The organism is Variovorax davisae (assembly GCF_030316845.1).
Taxonomy (GTDB): Bacteria; Pseudomonadota; Gammaproteobacteria; order Burkholderiales; family Burkholderiaceae_C; genus Variovorax; species Variovorax davisae.
Window position 1 is genome coordinate 1 of record NZ_JASZYS010000019.1, and the last position, 18558, is coordinate 18558.

General features: G+C 68.5%; 15 protein-coding genes and 1 pseudogene. 7 read left to right on the top strand and 9 right to left on the bottom strand.

Annotated features, from left to right (window positions below; genetic code table 11):
* Positions 1-531, bottom strand: a 531-nt coding sequence (locus QTI33_RS30975) for a hypothetical protein (protein ID WP_286510407.1), incomplete at its 3' end; no start/stop codon positions are given.
* Between the two features lie 164 nt (positions 532-695).
* Here QTI33_RS30975 and QTI33_RS30980 point away from each other — a divergent pair.
* The gene (locus tag QTI33_RS30980; RefSeq protein WP_286510408.1) at positions 696-2081 is read left to right on the top strand and encodes an aminopeptidase P N-terminal domain-containing protein; all 1386 of its coding nucleotides are present in this window, start codon (positions 696-698) and stop codon (positions 2079-2081) included.
* A 21-nt stretch (positions 2082-2102) separates the two neighbouring features.
* Here QTI33_RS30980 and QTI33_RS30985 read toward each other — a convergent pair whose 3' ends face one another.
* The 5 genes from QTI33_RS30985 to QTI33_RS31005 are packed head-to-tail and all read right to left on the bottom strand — an operon-like array spanning position 2103 to position 7971.
* On the bottom strand, positions 2103-3674 hold the full coding sequence (locus tag QTI33_RS30985) for an FAD-dependent oxidoreductase (RefSeq protein ID WP_286510409.1): 1572 nt from the start codon (positions 3672-3674) through the stop codon (positions 2103-2105).
* A complete protein-coding gene (locus QTI33_RS30990) occupies positions 3671-5203 on the bottom strand; it encodes a polyamine aminopropyltransferase (protein ID WP_286510410.1) in 1533 nt (510 codons plus the stop codon). The genes QTI33_RS30985 and QTI33_RS30990 overlap by 4 nt, the downstream gene beginning before the upstream one ends.
* Positions 5204-5214: 11 nt before the next feature.
* Positions 5215-5433 (bottom strand): DUF350 domain-containing protein, encoded by a 219-nt coding sequence (locus QTI33_RS30995; RefSeq protein ID WP_286510411.1) that lies wholly within the window; start codon positions 5431-5433, stop codon positions 5215-5217.
* A gap of 22 nt (positions 5434-5455) precedes the next feature.
* Positions 5456-6937: a DUF4178 domain-containing protein gene (locus QTI33_RS31000; RefSeq protein ID WP_286510412.1), complete on the bottom strand. Its 1482-nt coding sequence runs from the start codon at positions 6935-6937 to the stop codon at positions 5456-5458.
* On the bottom strand, positions 6934-7971 hold the full coding sequence (locus QTI33_RS31005; RefSeq protein ID WP_286510413.1) for an SPFH domain-containing protein: 1038 nt from the start codon (positions 7969-7971) through the stop codon (positions 6934-6936). Before QTI33_RS31005 ends, QTI33_RS31000 begins: the two co-directional genes overlap by 4 nt.
* Positions 7972-8374: 403 nt before the next feature.
* Here QTI33_RS31005 and QTI33_RS31010 point away from each other — a divergent pair, with 403 nt between their 5' ends.
* The 4 genes from QTI33_RS31010 (at position 8375) to QTI33_RS31025 (ending at position 12020) form a co-directional block, all read left to right on the top strand.
* Positions 8375-10714 carry an NADP-dependent malic enzyme gene (locus QTI33_RS31010; protein WP_286510414.1) on the top strand — a complete coding sequence of 780 codons (2340 nt, stop codon included), beginning with the start codon at positions 8375-8377 and terminating at the stop codon, positions 10712-10714.
* 207 nt (positions 10715-10921) lie between these two features.
* A complete protein-coding gene (locus tag QTI33_RS31015; RefSeq protein WP_286510415.1) occupies positions 10922-11335 on the top strand; it encodes a guanyl-specific ribonuclease in 414 nt (137 codons plus the stop codon).
* A 44-nt stretch (positions 11336-11379) separates the two neighbouring features.
* The gene (locus QTI33_RS31020; RefSeq protein WP_286510532.1) at positions 11380-11817 is read left to right on the top strand and encodes a barstar family protein; all 438 of its coding nucleotides are present in this window, start codon (positions 11380-11382) and stop codon (positions 11815-11817) included.
* Complete coding sequence (locus tag QTI33_RS31025; RefSeq protein ID WP_286510416.1) at positions 11796-12020, top strand: hypothetical protein; 225 nt, start codon at positions 11796-11798, stop codon at positions 12018-12020. The genes QTI33_RS31020 and QTI33_RS31025 overlap by 22 nt, the downstream gene beginning before the upstream one ends.
* A 43-nt stretch (positions 12021-12063) precedes the next feature.
* Here the strand turns inward: QTI33_RS31025 and rsmA are convergent, their stop codons facing one another.
* From rsmA to QTI33_RS31040, 3 genes are read right to left on the bottom strand one after another with little or no spacing between them, the layout of a single operon-like run.
* Positions 12064-12828 carry a 16S rRNA (adenine(1518)-N(6)/adenine(1519)-N(6))-dimethyltransferase RsmA gene (gene rsmA / locus QTI33_RS31030; RefSeq protein ID WP_286510417.1) on the bottom strand — a complete coding sequence of 255 codons (765 nt, stop codon included), beginning with the start codon at positions 12826-12828 and terminating at the stop codon, positions 12064-12066.
* A 22-nt stretch (positions 12829-12850) separates the two neighbouring features.
* Positions 12851-14236, bottom strand: coding sequence for a peptidylprolyl isomerase (locus tag QTI33_RS31035; RefSeq protein WP_286510418.1), 1386 nt, complete (start codon positions 14234-14236; stop codon positions 12851-12853).
* A 14-nt stretch (positions 14237-14250) separates the two neighbouring features.
* Positions 14251-16650: an LPS-assembly protein LptD gene (locus tag QTI33_RS31040; RefSeq protein WP_286510419.1), complete on the bottom strand. Its 2400-nt coding sequence runs from the start codon at positions 16648-16650 to the stop codon at positions 14251-14253.
* Between the two features lie 98 nt (positions 16651-16748).
* On the opposite strand from QTI33_RS31040, the gene QTI33_RS31045 reads away from it, so the two are divergent.
* Positions 16749-17843: an aminoglycoside phosphotransferase family protein gene (locus QTI33_RS31045; RefSeq protein ID WP_286510420.1), complete on the top strand. Its 1095-nt coding sequence runs from the start codon at positions 16749-16751 to the stop codon at positions 17841-17843.
* Positions 17840-18558: pseudogene (locus QTI33_RS31050) on the top strand (16S rRNA (uracil(1498)-N(3))-methyltransferase). The gene QTI33_RS31045 and the pseudogene QTI33_RS31050 overlap by 4 nt, the downstream one beginning before the upstream one ends.

Here is an 18558-nt window from a genome sequence, read left to right on the forward strand (position 1 = left end):
CTGGGCGAAGGTGTTGTACTGGTAGCCGGTCACCTGCAGGTCGGTGACGCCCATGCGCTGCGCCGGGTTGTCGGCCACATAGGTCAGGTTGGCCGAGCTGGTCGAATAGAGTCCGGCGTCGGCCGTCGGCTGGCCACCGACCTGCCATGTGCCGGCCAAGGTGCCGCGACCCGGGATGACGAGCGGATTGGCCGGATCGTTCTGATACAGCGTCGGAATGCCGCTGTTGCCGACCGCCGTTTCGCCGGCGGGGGGGCCGTAGCGGTAGGCGATGCCGGCGTCCTTGCTCAGCTTGGTCGCCATGTCACGATAGGCCGATGCGGAGATCGCCTGCGAGTTGTCGACAATGTCGTTCGTCAAGGCGGGACCGCTGGCGAGCTGGCTGCCGCTGCCGGTGGTGGTGGTGGCCGCCGACGCCGTCGCCGTCGCACCGGAGGTCCCGGCGCCCAGCGCGGCGATGCTGCCGCCGCCGCCACTGCCACCGCCGCCGCCTCCGCAGCCCACCAGCGCAGTTGCGGCTACTGCGAGCAAAATCGCGCTGTTGTGTAGAACTTTCAACAAAAACACCTCCAAAATATCAAGTTGGTGGTTTGTACGTGGGAGTGGTCCTACAGGGCAACCCTTCTTGCATTTCTTTTCTCGATGTTTATCAGCCTCTTCCTACAGCTGTTACATCGGTAGCGCATGGTGACCTTATGACCGCAAATTATCAAGTCCAGCGTCGATTACTACTTTCTTCTAATATAGGCAAGGACGGGATCGCCATCATCCCGACGGCGCCGGAGCGGCAGCGCAACCGGGACAGCGACTTCCTGTTCCGGCACGACAGCTACTTCTATTACCTGACGGGCTTTACCGAGCCCAATGCCTGGCTGGTGCTGGCCGGCGACGGGCGCTCGACGCTGTTCTGCGCCCCGAAGGACCTGGAGCGCGAAATCTGGGACGGCTACCGGCTCGGCCCGGAGGCGGCACCGGCGGCGCTCGGGGTGGACGAGGCCTATTCGATCGAGGAGCTCGATGCCCGGCTGCCGCGCCTGCTCGAGAACAAGAGCGTCGTCTGGTACCCGTTCGCGACCCACAAGGGACTCGAGACGCGGGTCGACGGCTGGCTGTCGTCGGTGCGCGCGCGGGTGCGCTACGGCGCGCTCTGCCCCGAAGAGCAGCGCGACCTCTGCGGCCCGCTGGACGAGATGCGGCTGGTCAAGGACGCGACCGAGCAGGACACCATGCGCCGCGCCGCCCAGATCAGCGCCCGGGCCCATGTCCGCGCCATGCAGCTGTCGGCGCGCATGCTGCGCGAAGGCCGGGAAGTGCGCGAGTACCACCTCGACGCCGAGCTGCTGCACGAGTTCCGCCTGGGCGGCTCGCAATACCCGGCCTACGGCTCGATCGTCGCCGCCGGCGCCAACGCCTGCGTGCTGCACTACCGCGCCGATGCGGCGCCGGTGCGCGACGGCGAACTGGTGCTGATCGACGCCGGCTGCGAACTGGACGGCTACGCCAGCGACATCACCCGCACCTTCCCGGCCAACGGCCGCTTCACCGGCCCGCAGCGCGCCCTGTACGACCTGGTGCTGGCCAGCCAGGATGCCGCCGTCGCGGCGACCCGGGCCGGCCAGCGCTTCACCGACCCGCACGAGGCCACCGTGCGAGTGCTGTCGCAGGGCATGCTGGACCTCGGGCTGCTCGACGCCGACAAGGTGGGCGGAGTCGACGACGTGATCGAGAAGCGGGCCTACTTCGCCTACTACATGCACCGCACCGGCCACTGGCTCGGCATGGACGTGCACGACTGCGGCAGCTACATCGAGCCGACCCAGGTCGGCGAAGTGAGCGAGCGGCGGGACCCGCTGTCCAACGAACTGATCCAGAACCGGCCCAGCCGCATCCTGCATCCGGGCATGGTGCTGACCATCGAGCCCGGCATCTACGTGCGGGCGGCCGAGGGCGTGCCGGAGCAGTTCCACAACATCGGCATCCGCATCGAGGACGACGCCATCGTCACCGAGACCGGCTGCGAGCTGATTTCGCGCGGCGTCCCGGTCAAGGCCGACGAGATCGAAGCGCTGATGCGCGGCTGATGCGCGGGACCGTGGCGGGCGTCAAGCCGCCGCGAGGTGTCCGCGGGTGAAAGCCTCCTCGAAGATCGAGTAGCCCGACCAGTCGGCGTGGGCGAAGGCCAGCCGGCCGGCCTGCACCCGCGCCGGTGCGCCCATCTGCGCCAGCCAGCCGGGCGCCGGGATCGCCATCGCATGGCCATGGCGCGTGATGTCGATCCGGCTCGCCAGTGCGGCGATGTCCGGGTGCGGCAGCGACAGCTCTCCCAGCAGCTCGTCGCGCCAGGCGCTCCAGGGCCGCGCCAGCAGCTGGCGCCGGGCGTCGGGCCCATCCCAGCGGCTCGGGCCGAGCGGCCGGTACCAGGTCAGCACGGTGGCCCGCGGCGTCGGGTCGAGCGCCTGGTGCCGGGCATCGACATAGCCCAGCCCTGCGCTGCCGTGGACCACGTTGTCCCAGGAGGGGGCGGCGCCCGGCCGGTCGGCGAGCGCCGCGCGCACATGCACGTTGGCCACCAGCCACGGCGCGTAGCGCAAGCGCGCCGCCGCCAGCCGCAGCGGCTCGGGCGCGGCTTCCACCACCCGGGCGGCGATGAACGCCGGCAGCGCCACGATGCAGCGCTCGGCCTGCCAGCGCACCCGCGACCCGCTGGCGACATCGACCGCATCGACCTCGACGCCATGGCGCGTCTCGGCAATGCGGGTCACGGCCTGGCCGGTCCGCAGCCGGTCGCCGAGCGGCTGCGCGAGCCGCCGGGCCAGCCAGGCATTGCCCTCGGGCCAGGTCAGCACCGCCTCGCGCTCGCCGTCATCCTCCCCGGGGGCGCGGAAGCCGTGGCGGCTGGCGAAGTAGTGGATGCCGGCCCAGGCCGACACGTGGGCCAGGCCGGCGCCATAGTCGTCGCGGCAGCAGTACTCGAGGTACCAGCGCAGGTGCGCATCGGCAAAACCCTCGCGCGCCAGCCAGCTCTCGAAGGACAGCGCGTCCAGCGCCAGCAGGGTGGGCGCGAGTTCGGCGCGCAGCGTCGGGATCGAGAACCGCGCCTCGCGCCGCAGCGCCTCCACCCGCGCCGAAAAGCGCCGATACGCGTCCAGCGTGCCGGCCGCCACGCCCTGCAGCGGCAGCAAGCCGTCCTGCCAGCTGCCCTGGAAGAACAGGCGCTCCTGCGGGCTGTGGCAGAGATACTGCTCGTCGTAGGTCCAGCGGCCGGCCACGCGCCGGCGCAGGCCGAGCTCCTCGAGCAGGTCCTGCACCTCGGAGGCCTGGTCGCCGGGCAGCGGCAGGTAGTGCGCACCGAGTGGGCAGGCGATGCCCTGCAGCTCGCCGGCGCGGCTGTTGCCGCCGGCCTGGTCCTCCAGTTCGAGCAGCACGAACTCCTCGATGCCCGCCAGCCGCAGGGCCCGCGCCGCCGCCAGTCCCGCCACGCCGCCGCCGGCGATCACGACACGGGTTCGCCGGGTGCCTTCGGGCGGCGACCCCGCACCCAGCGCACCGTCGCGCAGCGCATGGCCGCGCGCTGCATCGATGCCCGTGAAGCCGCCCTCGATGGCGGGCGCCGGCTCGCAGCCGGCCAGTGTGGCCGCCGCGGCCGCCGCGCCCAGGAACGCGCGCCGCCTCACCGCGTGCCCCACTCGTGCTCGTAGGTGGTCACGAGGATCTGGTTGGAGAGCCGGTTCACCTCGGTCGGGACCCGCGCCATGTCGCGCGGGAAGTCGAACAGCAAAGGCAGGGTCGCCACCGACAGGAAGCGCAGCCCCTCGGGCAAGGCGTCGGGCATCCGGAACGGCCGCCGGCTGGCGACGATGTAGCCCCATTCGCCGAAGCTCGGCACGTGCGCGTGGTACGGCGTCGCGGTCAGGCCGACCGACTCGATGGTGGTCGCCACGGTCCAGAAGCTCTTGCGCGCCACCAGTGGCGAGGTGGTCTGGACGACGGCATAGCCGCTGGCGGCCAGCCGCTGGTCGAGCAGCGCATAGAACGCGCTGGTGTAGAGCTTGCCGATCGCGAAGTTGGTCGGATCGGGAAAGTCGACCACGATCACGTCGAAGACCTCGCCCGGCTGCTGCAGCCACTGGAAGGCATCGGTGTTGACGATCTTCAGCTTCGGCGACGCCAGCGAATGGCCGTTGAGCGCCGCCAGCGTCTGGTGGGCGCGAAACAGCCGGGTCATGTTCGGGTCGAGCTCCACCAGCGTCACGCTCTCGACCGAGGGGTATTTGAGGATCTCGCGCACCGCCATGCCGTCGCCGCCGCCGAGCACCGCCACCTTGCGCGGCGCGCCGTGCGCCGCCATCACCGGATGCACCAGCGCCTCGTGATAGCGGTACTCGTCGCGCTCGGCGAACTGCAGGTTGCCGTTCAGGAACAGCCGATGGCCCGCGGCGCCGCGCGTGACCACGATGCGCTGGTAGGGCGAGCTCTCGCTGAAGACGATCCGGTCCTGGTAGAACCTGTCCTCGGCCAGCGTCGTGATGCGGTCGGCGAAGGCGAATGCCAGCGCCAGGGCGGCGAGTGCCAGCGCGCAGGCCAGCGCATGCGCGCCGGCCCGGCGCAGCTCGTGCCGGAACAGCCAAAGCGCCCAGACCGCCACCGCCGCATTCATGAAGCCGAACAGCAGCCCGGTGCGGATCATGCCCAGCTGCGGCACCAGCAGCAGCGGAAAGGCGATCGAGACCGCCAGCGCGCCCAGGTAGTCGAAGGTCAGGACCTGCGACACCAGGTCCTTCAGCGCCACGTTGCGCCGCAGGATCCGCATCACCAGCGGGATCTCCAGACCGACCAGCGTGCCGACCACCAGCACCAGGCCGTAGAGCAGCAGCCGGAAGGCACCCGGCACATAGGCATTGGCGATGAACAGCAGCGCCGGCAACGCACCGCCGACCAGCGCCACCATGAGCTCGATGCGCAGGAAATGGGCCGGCAACTGACGCTCGAAGTAGCGCGACAGCCAGGAGCCCACGCCCATCGCGAACAGGTAGGTGCCGATGATGGTGCTGAACTGGAGCACCGAGTCGCCGAGCAGGTACGAGCTCAATGCCGCGGCACTGAGCTCGTACACCAACCCGCAGGCCGCGACCACGAAGACGCTGGCGAGCAGCGCGATCTCGACCGGCCGCGGTCCTGCCCGTTCGACGGGCAGCGCCGACAAGGCCGCCTCCTTCAATGGATCGCCGCGGCGACGATGATGCAGATGCCCAGGCTCATCGCGGCCACCACCAGCCCGAGCGCCATGTTCTGCTTCTCGACGATCTCCTGCCACAGGTCATACGGCGTGAGCTTGTCGATGAGCCGGAAGGCCAGCCAGAAGACCGCCAAGCCGATCACCGCGTAGAGCAGCGATCCGAAGATCACGTCCGGCTTCAACCATTCAATTCCCATGATGAGAACCTCCAAAAAAATGTCACTTGTGGCCGCCGCCACTCGAATAGCCGCCATACGACCCGCCCGCGCTGCGCGAGCCGCCGGAGCCGCTGCCGCCGCTGCAGGTGCTCAGGATGATCAGCAGCACGATGATCACCACCACGATCAGCACGATGGTGCCGCAGCCCAGGCCGGACGCCGCGCTCACCGGCAGCACGTCGCTGCGCTTGAACATGTCCTTCTTGCGTTCGAGCTTGAACGCCGCCGCGACGGCCGCGCTGTCGATCCGGTTGCCGGACGACCAGGTCAGCTCGTTGGCCGAGCGCTCCATCGACAGCAGCGCGCCGCCGCTGGCGAAATCGCGGTTGAAGGTCTTCTGTCCACGCTCGACCTGCCAGTAGAACTCGCCCGCCACGTAGCCGGTCTCGGCGTTGTAGGCGTACTGCTGCAGGTAGACCTTGCCCAGGTAGGTCGCGCGGGCGCCGCTCTCGGCCATCGTCGGCGCGCCGGTGGTCGGCTTCACGAGGCTCCAGCCGTCTTCGGCATCGACCAGGAAGCTGAAGCCGCGCTTCTTGTTGTAGAGCAGGTACTCGCTCCAGCCGAAATGCTCGTCGTCGCCAGGCGCCACGCCCATCCGGTGCTGGAAGCCGACCACCTGCCAGTCGGCGCCCTGGAGCTGGCCGATGCTGCCGAGCGCGATCAGCGGCTGCACCGGTTCGTGCTGGGCCGCATGGCGCAGCTCGCCGCCGATGCCTTGCGTCAGGTCGATGATCTCGTTGCAAGACCGGCAGGTGATGCTCTTGCTGTCGGCCAGCTGGACCGTCACCGGCGAGCCGCAGTTCGGGCAGTTGAAGCTGCGGCCCTTTTCTTCCTTGGCCGATTCGTCGCGCAGGCCCGTGAGCTGCAGGTCTTCGAGCCGCACCGACCGGCCGAGGTAGGCGCCCGGGGGATCGGTGTCGTAGTCGAGGCTCAGCACCTGCCCCTGGTCGTTGCGAAGCTCCACCACCGCGAACCGACGGCCGAGTTCGGGCAATCGCGGCAGCTCGCCCTGGGCCGAGACCAGCGCCACCTGCTCGTTCGAGGCCACGGTGTAGTTCCGGCCGTTGAAGGCCGTCGTCGCAGCCACCCGCAGCTCGGCCGCCGGCGGCGCCGCACGCTGCAGTTCGATCGGCAGCGCGAACACGAAGGCGCCGTTGTCCTCGCTCAGCAGGCCTGTGCGCTCGCCGTCGAGTGCCGCGATCCACTCGGTCCAGCGGCCGCCGGCGTAGCTGTATTGGAGCCGGCCGACCAGCGTGAAGGGCTGGCCGTCGACGCGGCCGGCCGCAAACAGCTGCAGCGGGCTGAAGTCGTCGAACAGCTCGGCCATCTTGCCGGTGCGCGCCAGGGTTTCGCCCTGGCGCACCACGGTGCTCTGGCAATACGGGCAGACGGCGTGGGTCGACTGCGCCGATCGGAATTCGACCGGCGCGCCGCAACCGGGGCAGGGCGCGCGGTAGTAGCGCTGGCTGCCGCTCGCGCTCACACCAGCTTTTTCAGCAGCTCCGCCTTCTTGGCGTCGAATTCTTCCTGCGTGAGGATGCCCTTGGCCTTGAGCTCACCGAGCTTCTCGAGCGTGGTCATCACGTCGGCCGGATTCACCACGGCCACCGCCGGCTGCTGCTGGGCCGCGGCCGGCTGTGCCTGCAGCCCCTGCGACAAGTTCTGCGCCAGCACCTGGCCCAGCGCGACCCCCGCGCCGAGGCCCATCGCGTCGCCCGCGATGCCGCCACCGCCGCCCGCGCCCTCGGCGAATTTCGGGATCGCCTGCGCGGTCTGGTACTGCATGAACTTGCCCATGTCGTTGCCGACCATGCCCATGCCGATCTTCTGGTCGAGGATCTTCTGCAGTTCTTCGGGCAGCGAGACGTTCTGCACCGTGATCGTCTCGAGCTGGATCCCCAGCTTGGCGAACTCCGGCACCAGCTGCTTGGCCAGCGCCTCGGCGAACTGGACCTGGTTGGCCGCCAGGTCGAGGAACGGCACCCCGCTGCCGGCGATCGCGTTGCTGATGTTCTGCAGCAGCAGGCCGCGCAGCTGGCCGTCGATGTCGGCCACCGTGTAGAGCTCTCGCGTGCCCGAGATCTCGGTGTGGAACAGCTTGGCGTCGCCGATGCGGAAGCTGTAGTTGCCGAAGGCGCGCAGCCGCACGGCGCCGAAGTCCTTGTCGCGCACCGTGATCGGCTGCGGCGTGCCCCACTTCTGGTCGACCTGCTGGCGGGTGCTGAAGAAATAGACGTCGCTCTTGAAGGGCGACTCGAAGAGCTTGTCCCAGTTCTTGAGGTAGGTCAGGACCGGCAGCGTCTGCGTCGTCAGCTTGTAGAGGCCGGGGCCGAAGACGTCGGCCACCTGGCCCTCGTTGACGAACACCGCGACCTGCGACTCGCGCACGGTCAGCGACGCCCCGTTCTGGATCTCCATGTCGGCCATCGGGAAGCGCCAGGCCAGCGTGCCGTCGCCGGACTCCGTCCATTGAATGATGTCGATGAACTGCTTCTTGATGAAATCCATCAGCGCCATGCCGGCTCCTCGTCGAAGGGGTTTCTGTGGCGGGCATATTGCCACAGCGGCCGAAGGACAACCCTGGGGACAGTTCCGGCACAACCAGGCACTTGTCCACAGGCCGGCGGGCGTGGCCGAAGTTGTTCGCCTCGGCGCGACAGCAGAGAAGCGCGCCTGCGCACAGCCAGCGGGCTGCCGCAAGTCGTTGTCGGCAATGAAAAAAATGCGGCTGTCCACAACGCAGGCCCGCCCTTACTACTACTACTAATTTGAATAGGAAGAATAAGAAGAAAAGATAGCAACAGCCGTTTTCCGTCTTTGGCCGAGCCGGACGATTCACAGCCGTGCGCGCCGCAGGGCGTAGGGATCGAGGTCTACAATCGGCGCCCTTTACAAGAAGCGTCCTAGGAGGCACGGCCCAATGTCCGATTCGACTTCGCAGATCCCCACGCCCGAAGACAAGCGCGCCGAACTGCGCCGCGCCGCGCTCGAGTACCACGAGCATCCGGTCCCGGGCAAGATCTCGATCGCGGCCACCAAGCAGATGGTCAACCAGCGCGACCTGGCGCTGGCCTACTCGCCCGGCGTGGCAGCGCCCTGCGAGGAGATCGTCAAGGACCCGGTCAACGCCTTCAAGTACACGGCCCGCGGCAACCTGGTCGGCGTCATCACCAACGGCACCGCCGTGCTGGGACTCGGCGACATCGGGCCGCTGGCCTCCAAGCCGGTGATGGAAGGCAAGGGCGTGCTGTTCAAGAAGTTCGCCGGCGTCGACGTCTTCGACATCGAGATCGACGAAAAGGACCCGGCCAAGCTGGTCGAGGTGATCGCCGCGCTGGAACCGACCTTCGGCGCCATCAACCTCGAGGACATCAAGGCGCCGGACTGCTTCTACGTCGAGCGCGAGCTGCGCAAGCGCATGAAGATCCCGGTCTTCCACGACGACCAGCACGGCACCGCGATCACGGTGGCGGCCGCGATGCTCAACGGCCTGAAGGTGGTCGGCAAGGACATCGGCCAGGTCAAGCTCGTCACCTCGGGCGCGGGCGCCGCGGCGCTGGCCTGCCTGAACCTGCTGCTGAAGGTCGGGCTGAAGCGCGAGAACGTCTTCGTGACCGACCTCGCCGGCGTGGTCTACGAAGGCCGCACCGAGCTGATGGACGACGACAAGCGCCAGTACATGCAAAAGACCGACGCGCGCAGCCTGAACGACATCATCGAAGGCGCCGACGTGTTCCTCGGCCTGTCGGCCGGCGGCGTGCTGAAGCCCGCGATGGTCGCCAAGATGGCGGCCAAGCCGGTGATCTTCGCGCTGGCCAACCCGAGCCCCGAGATCGCGCCGGAAGACGCGCACGCGGTGCGCGACGACGTGGTGATGGCCACCGGACGCACCGACTACCCGAACCAGGTCAACAACGTCCTGTGCTTCCCCTACATCTTCCGCGGCGCGCTGGACTGCGGCGCCACCACCATCACCGACGAGATGGAAGTCGCGGCCGTGCATGCCATCGCCGAGCTGGCGCAGGCCGAGCAGAGCGAGCGCGTGGCCGCGGCGTATGCGGGCGAGAAGCTCAGCTTCGGGCCCGAGTACCTGATCCCGAAGCCCTTCGATCCGCGGCTGATGATGAAGATCGCGCCCGCGGTCGCCAAGGCCGCGGCCGACAGCGGCGTGGCGCTGCGCCCGATCACCGACCTGGACGCCTACCGCGACAAGTTGCAGACCTTCGTCTACACCTCCGGCAGCATGATGAAGCCGATCTTCGATGCCGCCAAGCGGGCGCCGAAGAAGCGCGTTGCCTTCAGCGAAGGCGAGGAAGAGCGCGTGCTGCGCGCGGCCCAGATCGTGGTCGACGAGGGCATCGCCCGGCCGACGCTGATCGGCCGGCCGGCGATCATCGCGCAGCGGATCGAGAAGTTCGGCCTCAGGCTCAAGGAAGAACTCGACTACGACGTCGTCAACGTCGAGCAGGACCATCGCTACCGCGACTTCTGGCAGACCTACCACCGGATGACCGAGCGCAAGGGCACGACGGTGCAGACCGCCAAGATCGAGATGCGCCGCCGCCTGACGCTGATCGGCTCGATGCTGCTGCACAAGGGCGAGGTCGACGGCCTCATCTGCGGCACCTGGGGCACGACGGCGATCCACCTGCACCACATCGACCAGGTGATCGGCAAGCGCCCGGGCGGCTGCGCCAGCACACCGCAGGACCTGCCGATCTACGCCTGCATGAACGGCCTGCTGCTGCCGGACCGCCAGGTGTTCCTGGTCGACACCCACGTCAACTACGACCCGACGCCCGAGGAACTGACCGAAATCACGACCATGGCGGCCGAGGAGATGATGCGCTTCGGCCTGAAACCGAAGGCGGCGCTGCTGTCGCATTCGAATTTCGGCACCAGCAACCAGCCCAGCGCGGTCAAGATGCGGCGCACGCTGGATCTGCTGCGGGTCCAGGCGCCCTGGCTGGAAGTCGACGGCGAAATGCACGGCGACGTGGCGCTCGACGGCAAGCAGCGCGACCAGGTCATGCCCCACAGCGCCCTGGCCGGCAACGCCAACCTGTTGGTGTTCCCTAACATCGACGCCGCCAACATCTCCTACAACCTGCTGAAGACGGCGGCTGGCGGCAACATCGCGATCGGCCCGGTCCTGCTGGGCGCGGCCAAACCCGTGCACATCCTGACGCCCAGCGCCACGGTGCGCCGGATCGTCAATATGACAGCTTTGACCGTGGCGGACGCCAACGCCGAACGATAAGCCACTTTTCGATAGCGATCGCTAACTTCAAAACGATCGCTTGCCCCTTTCGCCTGCTCAAAGATTGAGCAGGCGCTTGCTATTTGCGCGTCCCTGGTGCACACTTGCGGGCTTGAATTTGCGGGTTAACCCCAAGGCGACACTGCGGAGTGTGTGGCCGTCGGTCGACCCCCGGTTCGGTTCTCGCTCTTTTCCTTCTGGTGCTCCATGGCGGCTGACGCCCCGATCTCGTCCCCGGTTTCCAAGTTTGCGCTCACTGGCGTGTTGCTGGTAGCCCTGACGACGGGAGTCCAGGCTCGCGAATGGTTCGGCACCCGCGCCGGCACGCCGGCACAGGAATCGGTCGCGCTGGCCGAACTGCCGGTGCAAGGCCAGCGTACCTACGGGGCCATTTTGAACGGTGGTCCTTTCCGGCACGAGAAAGACGGCACGGTGTTCGGCAACCGCGAACGCCTGCTGCCGCAGGAACGGCGAGGCCACTACCGAGAATACACGGTCGATACGCCCGGTTCGCGTGATCGTGGCGCCAGGCGCATCGTCTGTGGAGGCGAGCGCACGACGCCATCGGCCTGCTGGTATACGGCAGACCACTACGCGAGCTTTCGGCGGATCGTGCCATGAGCGAGCAACTGAATTGGAGCGGCGCTGCAAGGCGTCCTGAAGAAATGACGACGACGACAACCACGGAAAGACCAGCGGAGATGACCTTATCCCTTCGTGCAGTGCGACCCAACATCGTGCAGTCGATTCGCGCCTTCCGCGTGAACGACCTGCAGGAAGCGGCGCATGCGGCCGGTCAGCATTTCCTGTATGCGAACCTGGGCAACGCCCAGAGCAAGCAGGACGTGCTTGACCTGATTGCCCAGCAATTCACCTTCCCGCAGCACTTCGGCAAGAACTTCGACGCGTTGTACGACTGCATGACGGATCCCTTGCACAAATCGGGCCCGCAACCGGGCTTCGTGATCGTGCTCGAGCAGATCCCGGCCAACGCCAAGTTCGACAAGGAAGCGCGCGAGCAGCTGCTGGACATCTTCCGTGACGCCTCCGACTACTGGGGAGACCGGAAGATACCGTTCAGGTGCTTCTATTCTTTTCTGTAGCCCGTTCTGCACACACCAGCCAAGCAGAACGGGCGAACGAGGCTTCGCAGGACAATGCGGTCGCTCCGGCGCCCGGCATCGACGTCCAGAACACCGACCCGGCCGCCGAAAAGATGCCGACCGACAAACTGGTCGACGTGTCGCCCCTGGCGCTGCGCATGAGCAGTCCCTTCAACGCGGGTTACTGGCTGGCAGCGGCCTGACCTCGCGCCCTGCGAACAAGAGCCCGTCACCGACGGGCTTTTTTCATGGTGTCGCCGCCTGCGCCAGCGCGACGTATTCGGCCACCGGCACCTCTTCCGCTCGGCGCTGGGTGTCGAAGCGGCCGGCGAAGCCGTGCTGGTCCAGCCATCGGCCCAGCGTGTGGCGCAGCAGCTTGCGGCGCTGGCTGAAGGCGACCTGGACGATTTCGCCGAGGCGGGCGGCATCGACCACCGGCGGCTCGGCCAGCGGCACCATGCGGACCACGGCGCTGTCGACGCGCGGCGGCGGGTCGAAGCTCTCGGGGGGCACGAACAGCACGTTGTCCATCGCGTAGCGCCACTGGAGCATGACGCTGAGCCGGCTGTAGTCCGACGTGGCCGGCCGCGCGACCATGCGGTCGATGACTTCCTTCTGCAGCATGAAGTGCTGGTCGGCGACCAGCTGCGCGAAGCCGAGCAGGTGGAACAGGATCGGCGTCGAGATGTTGTAGGGCAGGTTGCCCACGACGCGCAGGGGCGCCGGCGAGAACTTGGCAGCCAGGGCGGCGAAATCGACCTTCAGGACGTCGGACTCGACCACGTCGAGCTGACCGTGGCCGCGCAGCCGTTGGGCCAGGTCGCGGTCCAGTTCGATCACCGTCAGCCGGCCCAGCCGTTCGACCAGCGGCTGCGTCAGGGCCGCCAGGCCCGGCCCGATCTCGACCATCGCGTCGCCGGGCTTCGGCGCGATCTCGCGCACGATGGCGTCGATGATCCCGCCATCGGTCAGGAAGTGCTGGCCGAAGCGCTTGCGCGCGACGTGCTTCACGAGCCGGCGCCCTGGAACGGCTTCATGACTGCGGCGGCTCGCGGTATTCGACGTAGGCGCGGGCGCGCACTTCCTGGGCCCAGGTCTCGGTGGCTTGCTCGACTTTCTTCTCGCGCAGCACGGCGCGCACGGCCTCGCGCTGCTCGGCCTGGCTCAGCTTGGCTTCGCGCCGGCCCTGGACCTGGATCAGGTGGACGCCGAATCGCGTGACGACCGGATCGCTGATCTCGCCCGGTGCCAGCCGATTCACGACTTCCTCGAACTCGGGCACGAACATGCCGGGCCGAGACCAGCCCAGGTCGCCGCCTTGCTTGGCGCTGCCGTCCTGCGAGTTGTCGCGCGCCAGGCCGGCGAAATCGGCCGTACCGGCCTGGATCCGGCGCTTGAACTCGGCCAGCTGGGCCACCGCTTCGGGGGTGCTGCGCTTCGGGTCGTTGCGCAGCAGGATGTGCCGCACTTCGGTCTGCGTGACGACGGCGTCGCTCGCGCCCGGCTGCGACTTGGCCATCAGCTTGAGCACGTGGAAGCCGACGCTGGAGCGGACCGGGCCTGCGATGCCGCCGATCGGCGTCGACTGCGTGGCCTCGACGAAGAGGCCCGGATAGCGGTCGGCGCTGCGCGTGCCCATGAGGCCGCCGCCGGAGCGGTCCGGCGCGTCGGAGTTCTCGCGCACCAGCGTCGGGAAGTCCTCGCCGGCGCGGGCGCGCTGGGCCAGGGCCTGGGCCCGCTGCTGCGCCTTGGCGACTTCGTCGTCGCTGGCGCTTTCGGGGACCAGCACGACCAGCTGGGCGATGTTGATGTTGGCGGCGATGGCCGCGTTGGCGCCGGCACGCTGTTCCTTGATGAACTGGTCGACGTCGGCATCGGTGATCTTGACCTTGGCCTCGATCTCGCGGTCGCGCAGGCGGGTGAGGGTCAGCTGGTCGCGCAGGTCGCGGCGGAACTGCTCTTGCGACATGCCCTCCGCCGCCACCCGGCGGCGCAGCTCGGTGACGCTGATCTGGTTTTGCCGGGCCACGGTCTGCTCGGCCTGGTCGACCGCCAGGTCGTCGACCTTGACGCCGTTTTCCTTGCCGAGCTGCAATTGGGCCCGTTCGTTGATGATCCGCTCGAGCACCAGCCGGGCCAGTTCGGGGCGGGGCATGCGCTGGGCTTCGGGGCTTTCCCGCAGCAGGCGCTGCATGCGGGACTGCACTTCGGTGTTGGTCACCGGCTCGGAATTGACCAGGGCGACGATGTACTCGGCCGATCGCCGGGTCGGCACGGCGGCCGGTCGCGGCTCGGACGGCAACGGGGCCGGCCCCAGCCGCTGGTTGCCGCGCATGATGTCGGTGATGCCCTGGGCGCCGACCGTGGCGGTCAGGGTCGCCAGGCAGGCCAGGGTGATGAGGGATCGGATGGGTGTCATGGCGAAGCTCGATCTCAGTCGTAATTGGTGAAGCGGCTCGGGCCGATGCTCGGGGTTCGCAACGGGGTGTAGCGCTGGATGTTCTGTGTCAAGGTGCGTCTCGGGCTCGAGCCGATGGCCGCGAATCCGACCAGCTCGAGCTGGAACATGATTCGCGTGCTGGCCGTGACTTGTCCGGTGGAGACGCGTTCCAGCACCACGCGGCCGATCCAGCAGCAGCCGTCGTATTCGAAGCCGAGCACGCCATCGGTCAATTTGCTGGATTCCAGACTGTAGTTCAAACGGCCTACCGCGTACCAGCGCCCCCCGCCTTGACCCCTGCCGGGGCCCAGGTCCTGTCCCTTGTCGCCCCAGAGGTCGTTCAACGGCCACTGCCAGCTGACGTCGACCGACCGGTTGCCGTCGTTGGACGTGGGCGTGGTGTCGGCCTGGTAGCGGTAGGCGGCGCTGACGGTCCGGTAGGGACCGGGGTTGTAGCGGGCGCTGAGCGCGGTGCGCGCCGAGGTCTGGGTGTCGGGGTTGTACTGCACCGTGCCGTCCACGCTCCACTTCGGCGTCCAGTTGATCTGGGCGCCGAGCAGAAGGTCGCTGAAGCGGTCGATGACCGGCACGCCGCCGGGCATGGTGACCAGCTGGTCGGCGAAGCGCAGCCGCTGGGCGATGCCGAAGCGGGCGGCTTCGGCGCCGGTGTCGGAATCGATCAGCCGGGTGGTCACGCCCAGGGTCAGCAGGTTGCTGTCGGAGATGCGGTCGTTGCCCGAGAACGCGTTCTCGGTGTAGACGGTGGCGAAGTTGAAGTCGTTCTGCGCCGTGTCGTAGACCGGCAGGTAGTTCTGGTTGCGGTACGGCGTGTAAACGTAGAAGGCCCGCGGCTCGAGCGTCTGGCGGAAGGCGCGGCCGAAGTAGTTGGCATCGCGCTCGAAGATCAGGCCGCTGTCCAGGCTGAAGGTCGGCACCACGCGGTCGGCATGGGTCGCCCCGTTGGTCAGGAGCGGGCCGTCGAACTGGTAGGCGGTCGCGTTCAGCATCACCTTCGGGATCACGAAGGTGCCCGGCGTCAGGAAGGGCCGGCTCAGGGAGGCCACCGAGAACACGCGCTCGCCATTGGGCTGGCCGCCCTGCTCGAGCGGGTTGGCCTCGAAGCGGGTGTAGTCGTTGTTGAGCGAGAAGTCGAAGCCGTTCCAGTCGAACTTGTTGTAGTTCGCCGTGATCTGCGGCATCCGGTCGTAGGGCGGCACGATCGGGGCCGGTGCGTACTGCAGGGTCTGGTAGCTCAGCACCCGGGCGACGCCGCTCCAGTCGCCCTTGCTCCAGTTGACCGAGCCGTCGTTGGCCAGCAGGCGCTGGGTCAGCGACGGCGTGCGGGTGAAGTCGCGCCAGTAGTCGTCGTCGCTCACGCGGTTGATGGCGAGCGAGCCGACCAGCGAATCGAGGCCGAAGTACTGGGCATCGAAGGTCTGCGAATGGTGCGTCCAGACGCCCCAGCGGTCGCGGCCGTCGCGCAGCCGGTCGTCCGGCATGTAGTCGGCCCGGATCTCGCCGCTGTACTTCTCTTCCAGGTAGCGGAATTCGGTGCCGAGGTTGATGCCGCGCTTGCTCATCACCGTCGGGTACAGCGTGGCGTCGCGGTTGGGCGCGATGTTCCAGTAGTACGGCGTCGTGATGTCGATGCCGTTGACGCTGTCGATGCCGATGACCGGCGGCAGCATGCCGGACTTGCGGTCGTTGCTGAGTGGAAAGCTCAACGACGGGAACGGCGGCGTGGTGACGCCCATGAAGGTCAGCCGCGCGTTGGTGGCGACGCCGACGTTGTCCTCGGTGTCGGTGGTGAGGGTGGCGGCGCTCAGCAGCCAGGCCGGCATCCAGCCCGGATAGTCCTCCGGCCGGCAGGTGGTGTAGGTGGCCCGGCGAGCGACCGAGACGTTGCTGTCGACGAAGTCGATGCGCTCGGCGTCGCCGTGGCCGCCGGTCGCCAGGAAGCGGTAGCGGGCCTTGTTGAAGAAGCCCTCGAAGGTCTCGATCTTGAGCTCGACCTCGGGGCCTTCGTACTCGTTGCCGGCCTGGTTGATGCGCACGTTGCCGGTGGCGCGGGCGCGGTCGTCGGGCTGGTAGTACTCGAGCCGGTCGGCGCGCAGCGACAGATCGCCGCGGCGCAGGGTTGCGTTCCCCTCGACCACGGTCTCGAGGTCGGGCCGGCCGGAGATCTTGTCGCCGTCGACGAAGGTCGGCAGCTGGCTGCGCAGGAGGGGCGGGATGGTCTCCGCGAGCTGCGGCGTGCGCTTGAGGACGAGCGGCCGGTCGAGGTCTGCATCCTGTGCCGATGCGCCCTGCGCATGCAGCAGCGCCAGCGACAGCAGCGCCAGGGGCAAGGGCGGGCGGCACCGGCGCCGGGCGGCTCGGTTCAGGTCAGGCATCGGTACGGGACAAATTTCGTCTGGGAGGGGGAAGGCGGCGACTCGGGCCGACGGGTTGCGGAGCTCCGCGCCAGGCGGATTTGTAGAATCGATTATCCATGACAGCCCCCCTGCCACCGTCCGCCGCCGCCGCCCCCCGTCCCGAAGCACCGGCCTGGGGCGACACGGCCCGCGCCAGCGCCTTCCAGCAATGGATGGCGCGCATTTCCGATCGCCACCATCTGCTGCCCGCGAGCGTGCGCCTGGCCTCGGCCGACGCCAGCTTCCGGCGCTATTTCCGCGTCGATGCGAGCGCCGGCGCGCCGACCCGGATCGTGATGGACGCGCCGCCCGCGCAGGAGAACAGCGCGCCTTTCGTGCAGGTCGCCCAGCTGATGGCCGAGGCCGGCGTGCGCGCGCCGCAGGTGCTCGAATGGGATCCGGCCGACGGCTTCCTGCTGCTCGACGACCTCGGCCGGCAGACGATGCTGGATGTCATCGATCCGGCCGACCCCGCGGCGGCACGGCCGCTCTACGACCAGGCCATCGATGCCCTGATCCGCTGGCAACTGGCGTCCAGGCCCGGCGTGCTGCCGCCCTACGACCGGGCGCTGCTGGAACGCGAACTGGCGCTGTTCCCCGACTGGTACATCGCGCGCCATCGCGGCGTCGCGGTCGAAGGCAAGCTGAAGGAGCGCCTGGAGCGCAGCTTCAAGGCCATCGTCGAGAACAACCTCGCGGCCGCGCCGGTCTACGTCCACCGCGACTTCATGCCGCGCAACCTGATGGTCGGCGACGACGATGCGCTCGGCGTGCTGGACTTCCAGGATGCGGTGTACGGGCCGGTCACCTACGACATCGCGAGCCTGCTGCGCGATGCCTTCCTGAGCTGGGACGAGGAGTTCGTGCTCGACGTCACGGTGCGCTACTGGGAGCGGGCCCGCAAGGCCGGCCTGCCGGTCGATGCGGACTTCGGCGCCTTCTACCGGGCGGTCGAATGGATGGGCCTGCAGCGCCACCTGAAGGTGGCGGGCATCTTCGCCCGGTTGACCCTGCGCGACGGCAAGCCGAAGTACCTGGCCGACACACCGCGTTTCATCGCCTACATCCGGGCCACCGCCGGGCGCTACCGCGAGCTGACGCCGCTGCTGCGCGTGATCGACGAGATCGAAGGCACGCAGGCCCTGAGCGGCTTTGCCTACGGACGCATGTGACGGCGCGTTTCCACTGCGAGTCGGCGCTGGCCGCCGACAGCGCGCTGGTGCTGCCGGCGGGCGCCGCGCGTCACGTGCAGGTGCTGCGGATGCAGCCGGGCGATGCGCTCACGCTGTTCGACGGCCTCGGCGGCGAATACGCCGCGACCGTCGAGCGCATGGGCCGCAGCGAGGTCTCGGTGCAGGTCGGCGCGCACGCGGCTGTCGAGCGTGAGGCGCCGCATGCCATTCAACTGGCGGTCGGCATGCCGGCCAACGAACGCATGGACTGGCTGGTCGAGAAGGCCACCGAACTCGGCGTGGCCGGCATCCAGCCCCTGATGACCGCGCACGGCGTGCTGCGGCTCAACAGCGAGCGCGCCGACAAGAAGCGGACCCACTGGGAAGCGATCGCGATCGCGGCCTGCGAGCAGTGCGGGCGCAACCGCGTGCCGGTGATCCATCCGGTGCGGACTTTCGGCGCCTGGCTGGACGCACCGCTGGGCGACGCCACGCGCTTCATCCTGAGCCTGGCAGCCGGCACCCGCGGCGTCGCCGGGGCCGCACAGGATCTGCAGCGCGGCGCCTGGGTGCTGAGCGGCCCGAGGGCGGCCTGAGCGCGGCCGAGGAACAAGCCGCGCTCGCGCAGGGCTTTGCACCGCTGACGCTCGGCCCGCGCGTGCTGCGCGCCGAAACCGCGGCGCTGGCCGCGCTGGTCGGGCTGGCCGGGGGCTGA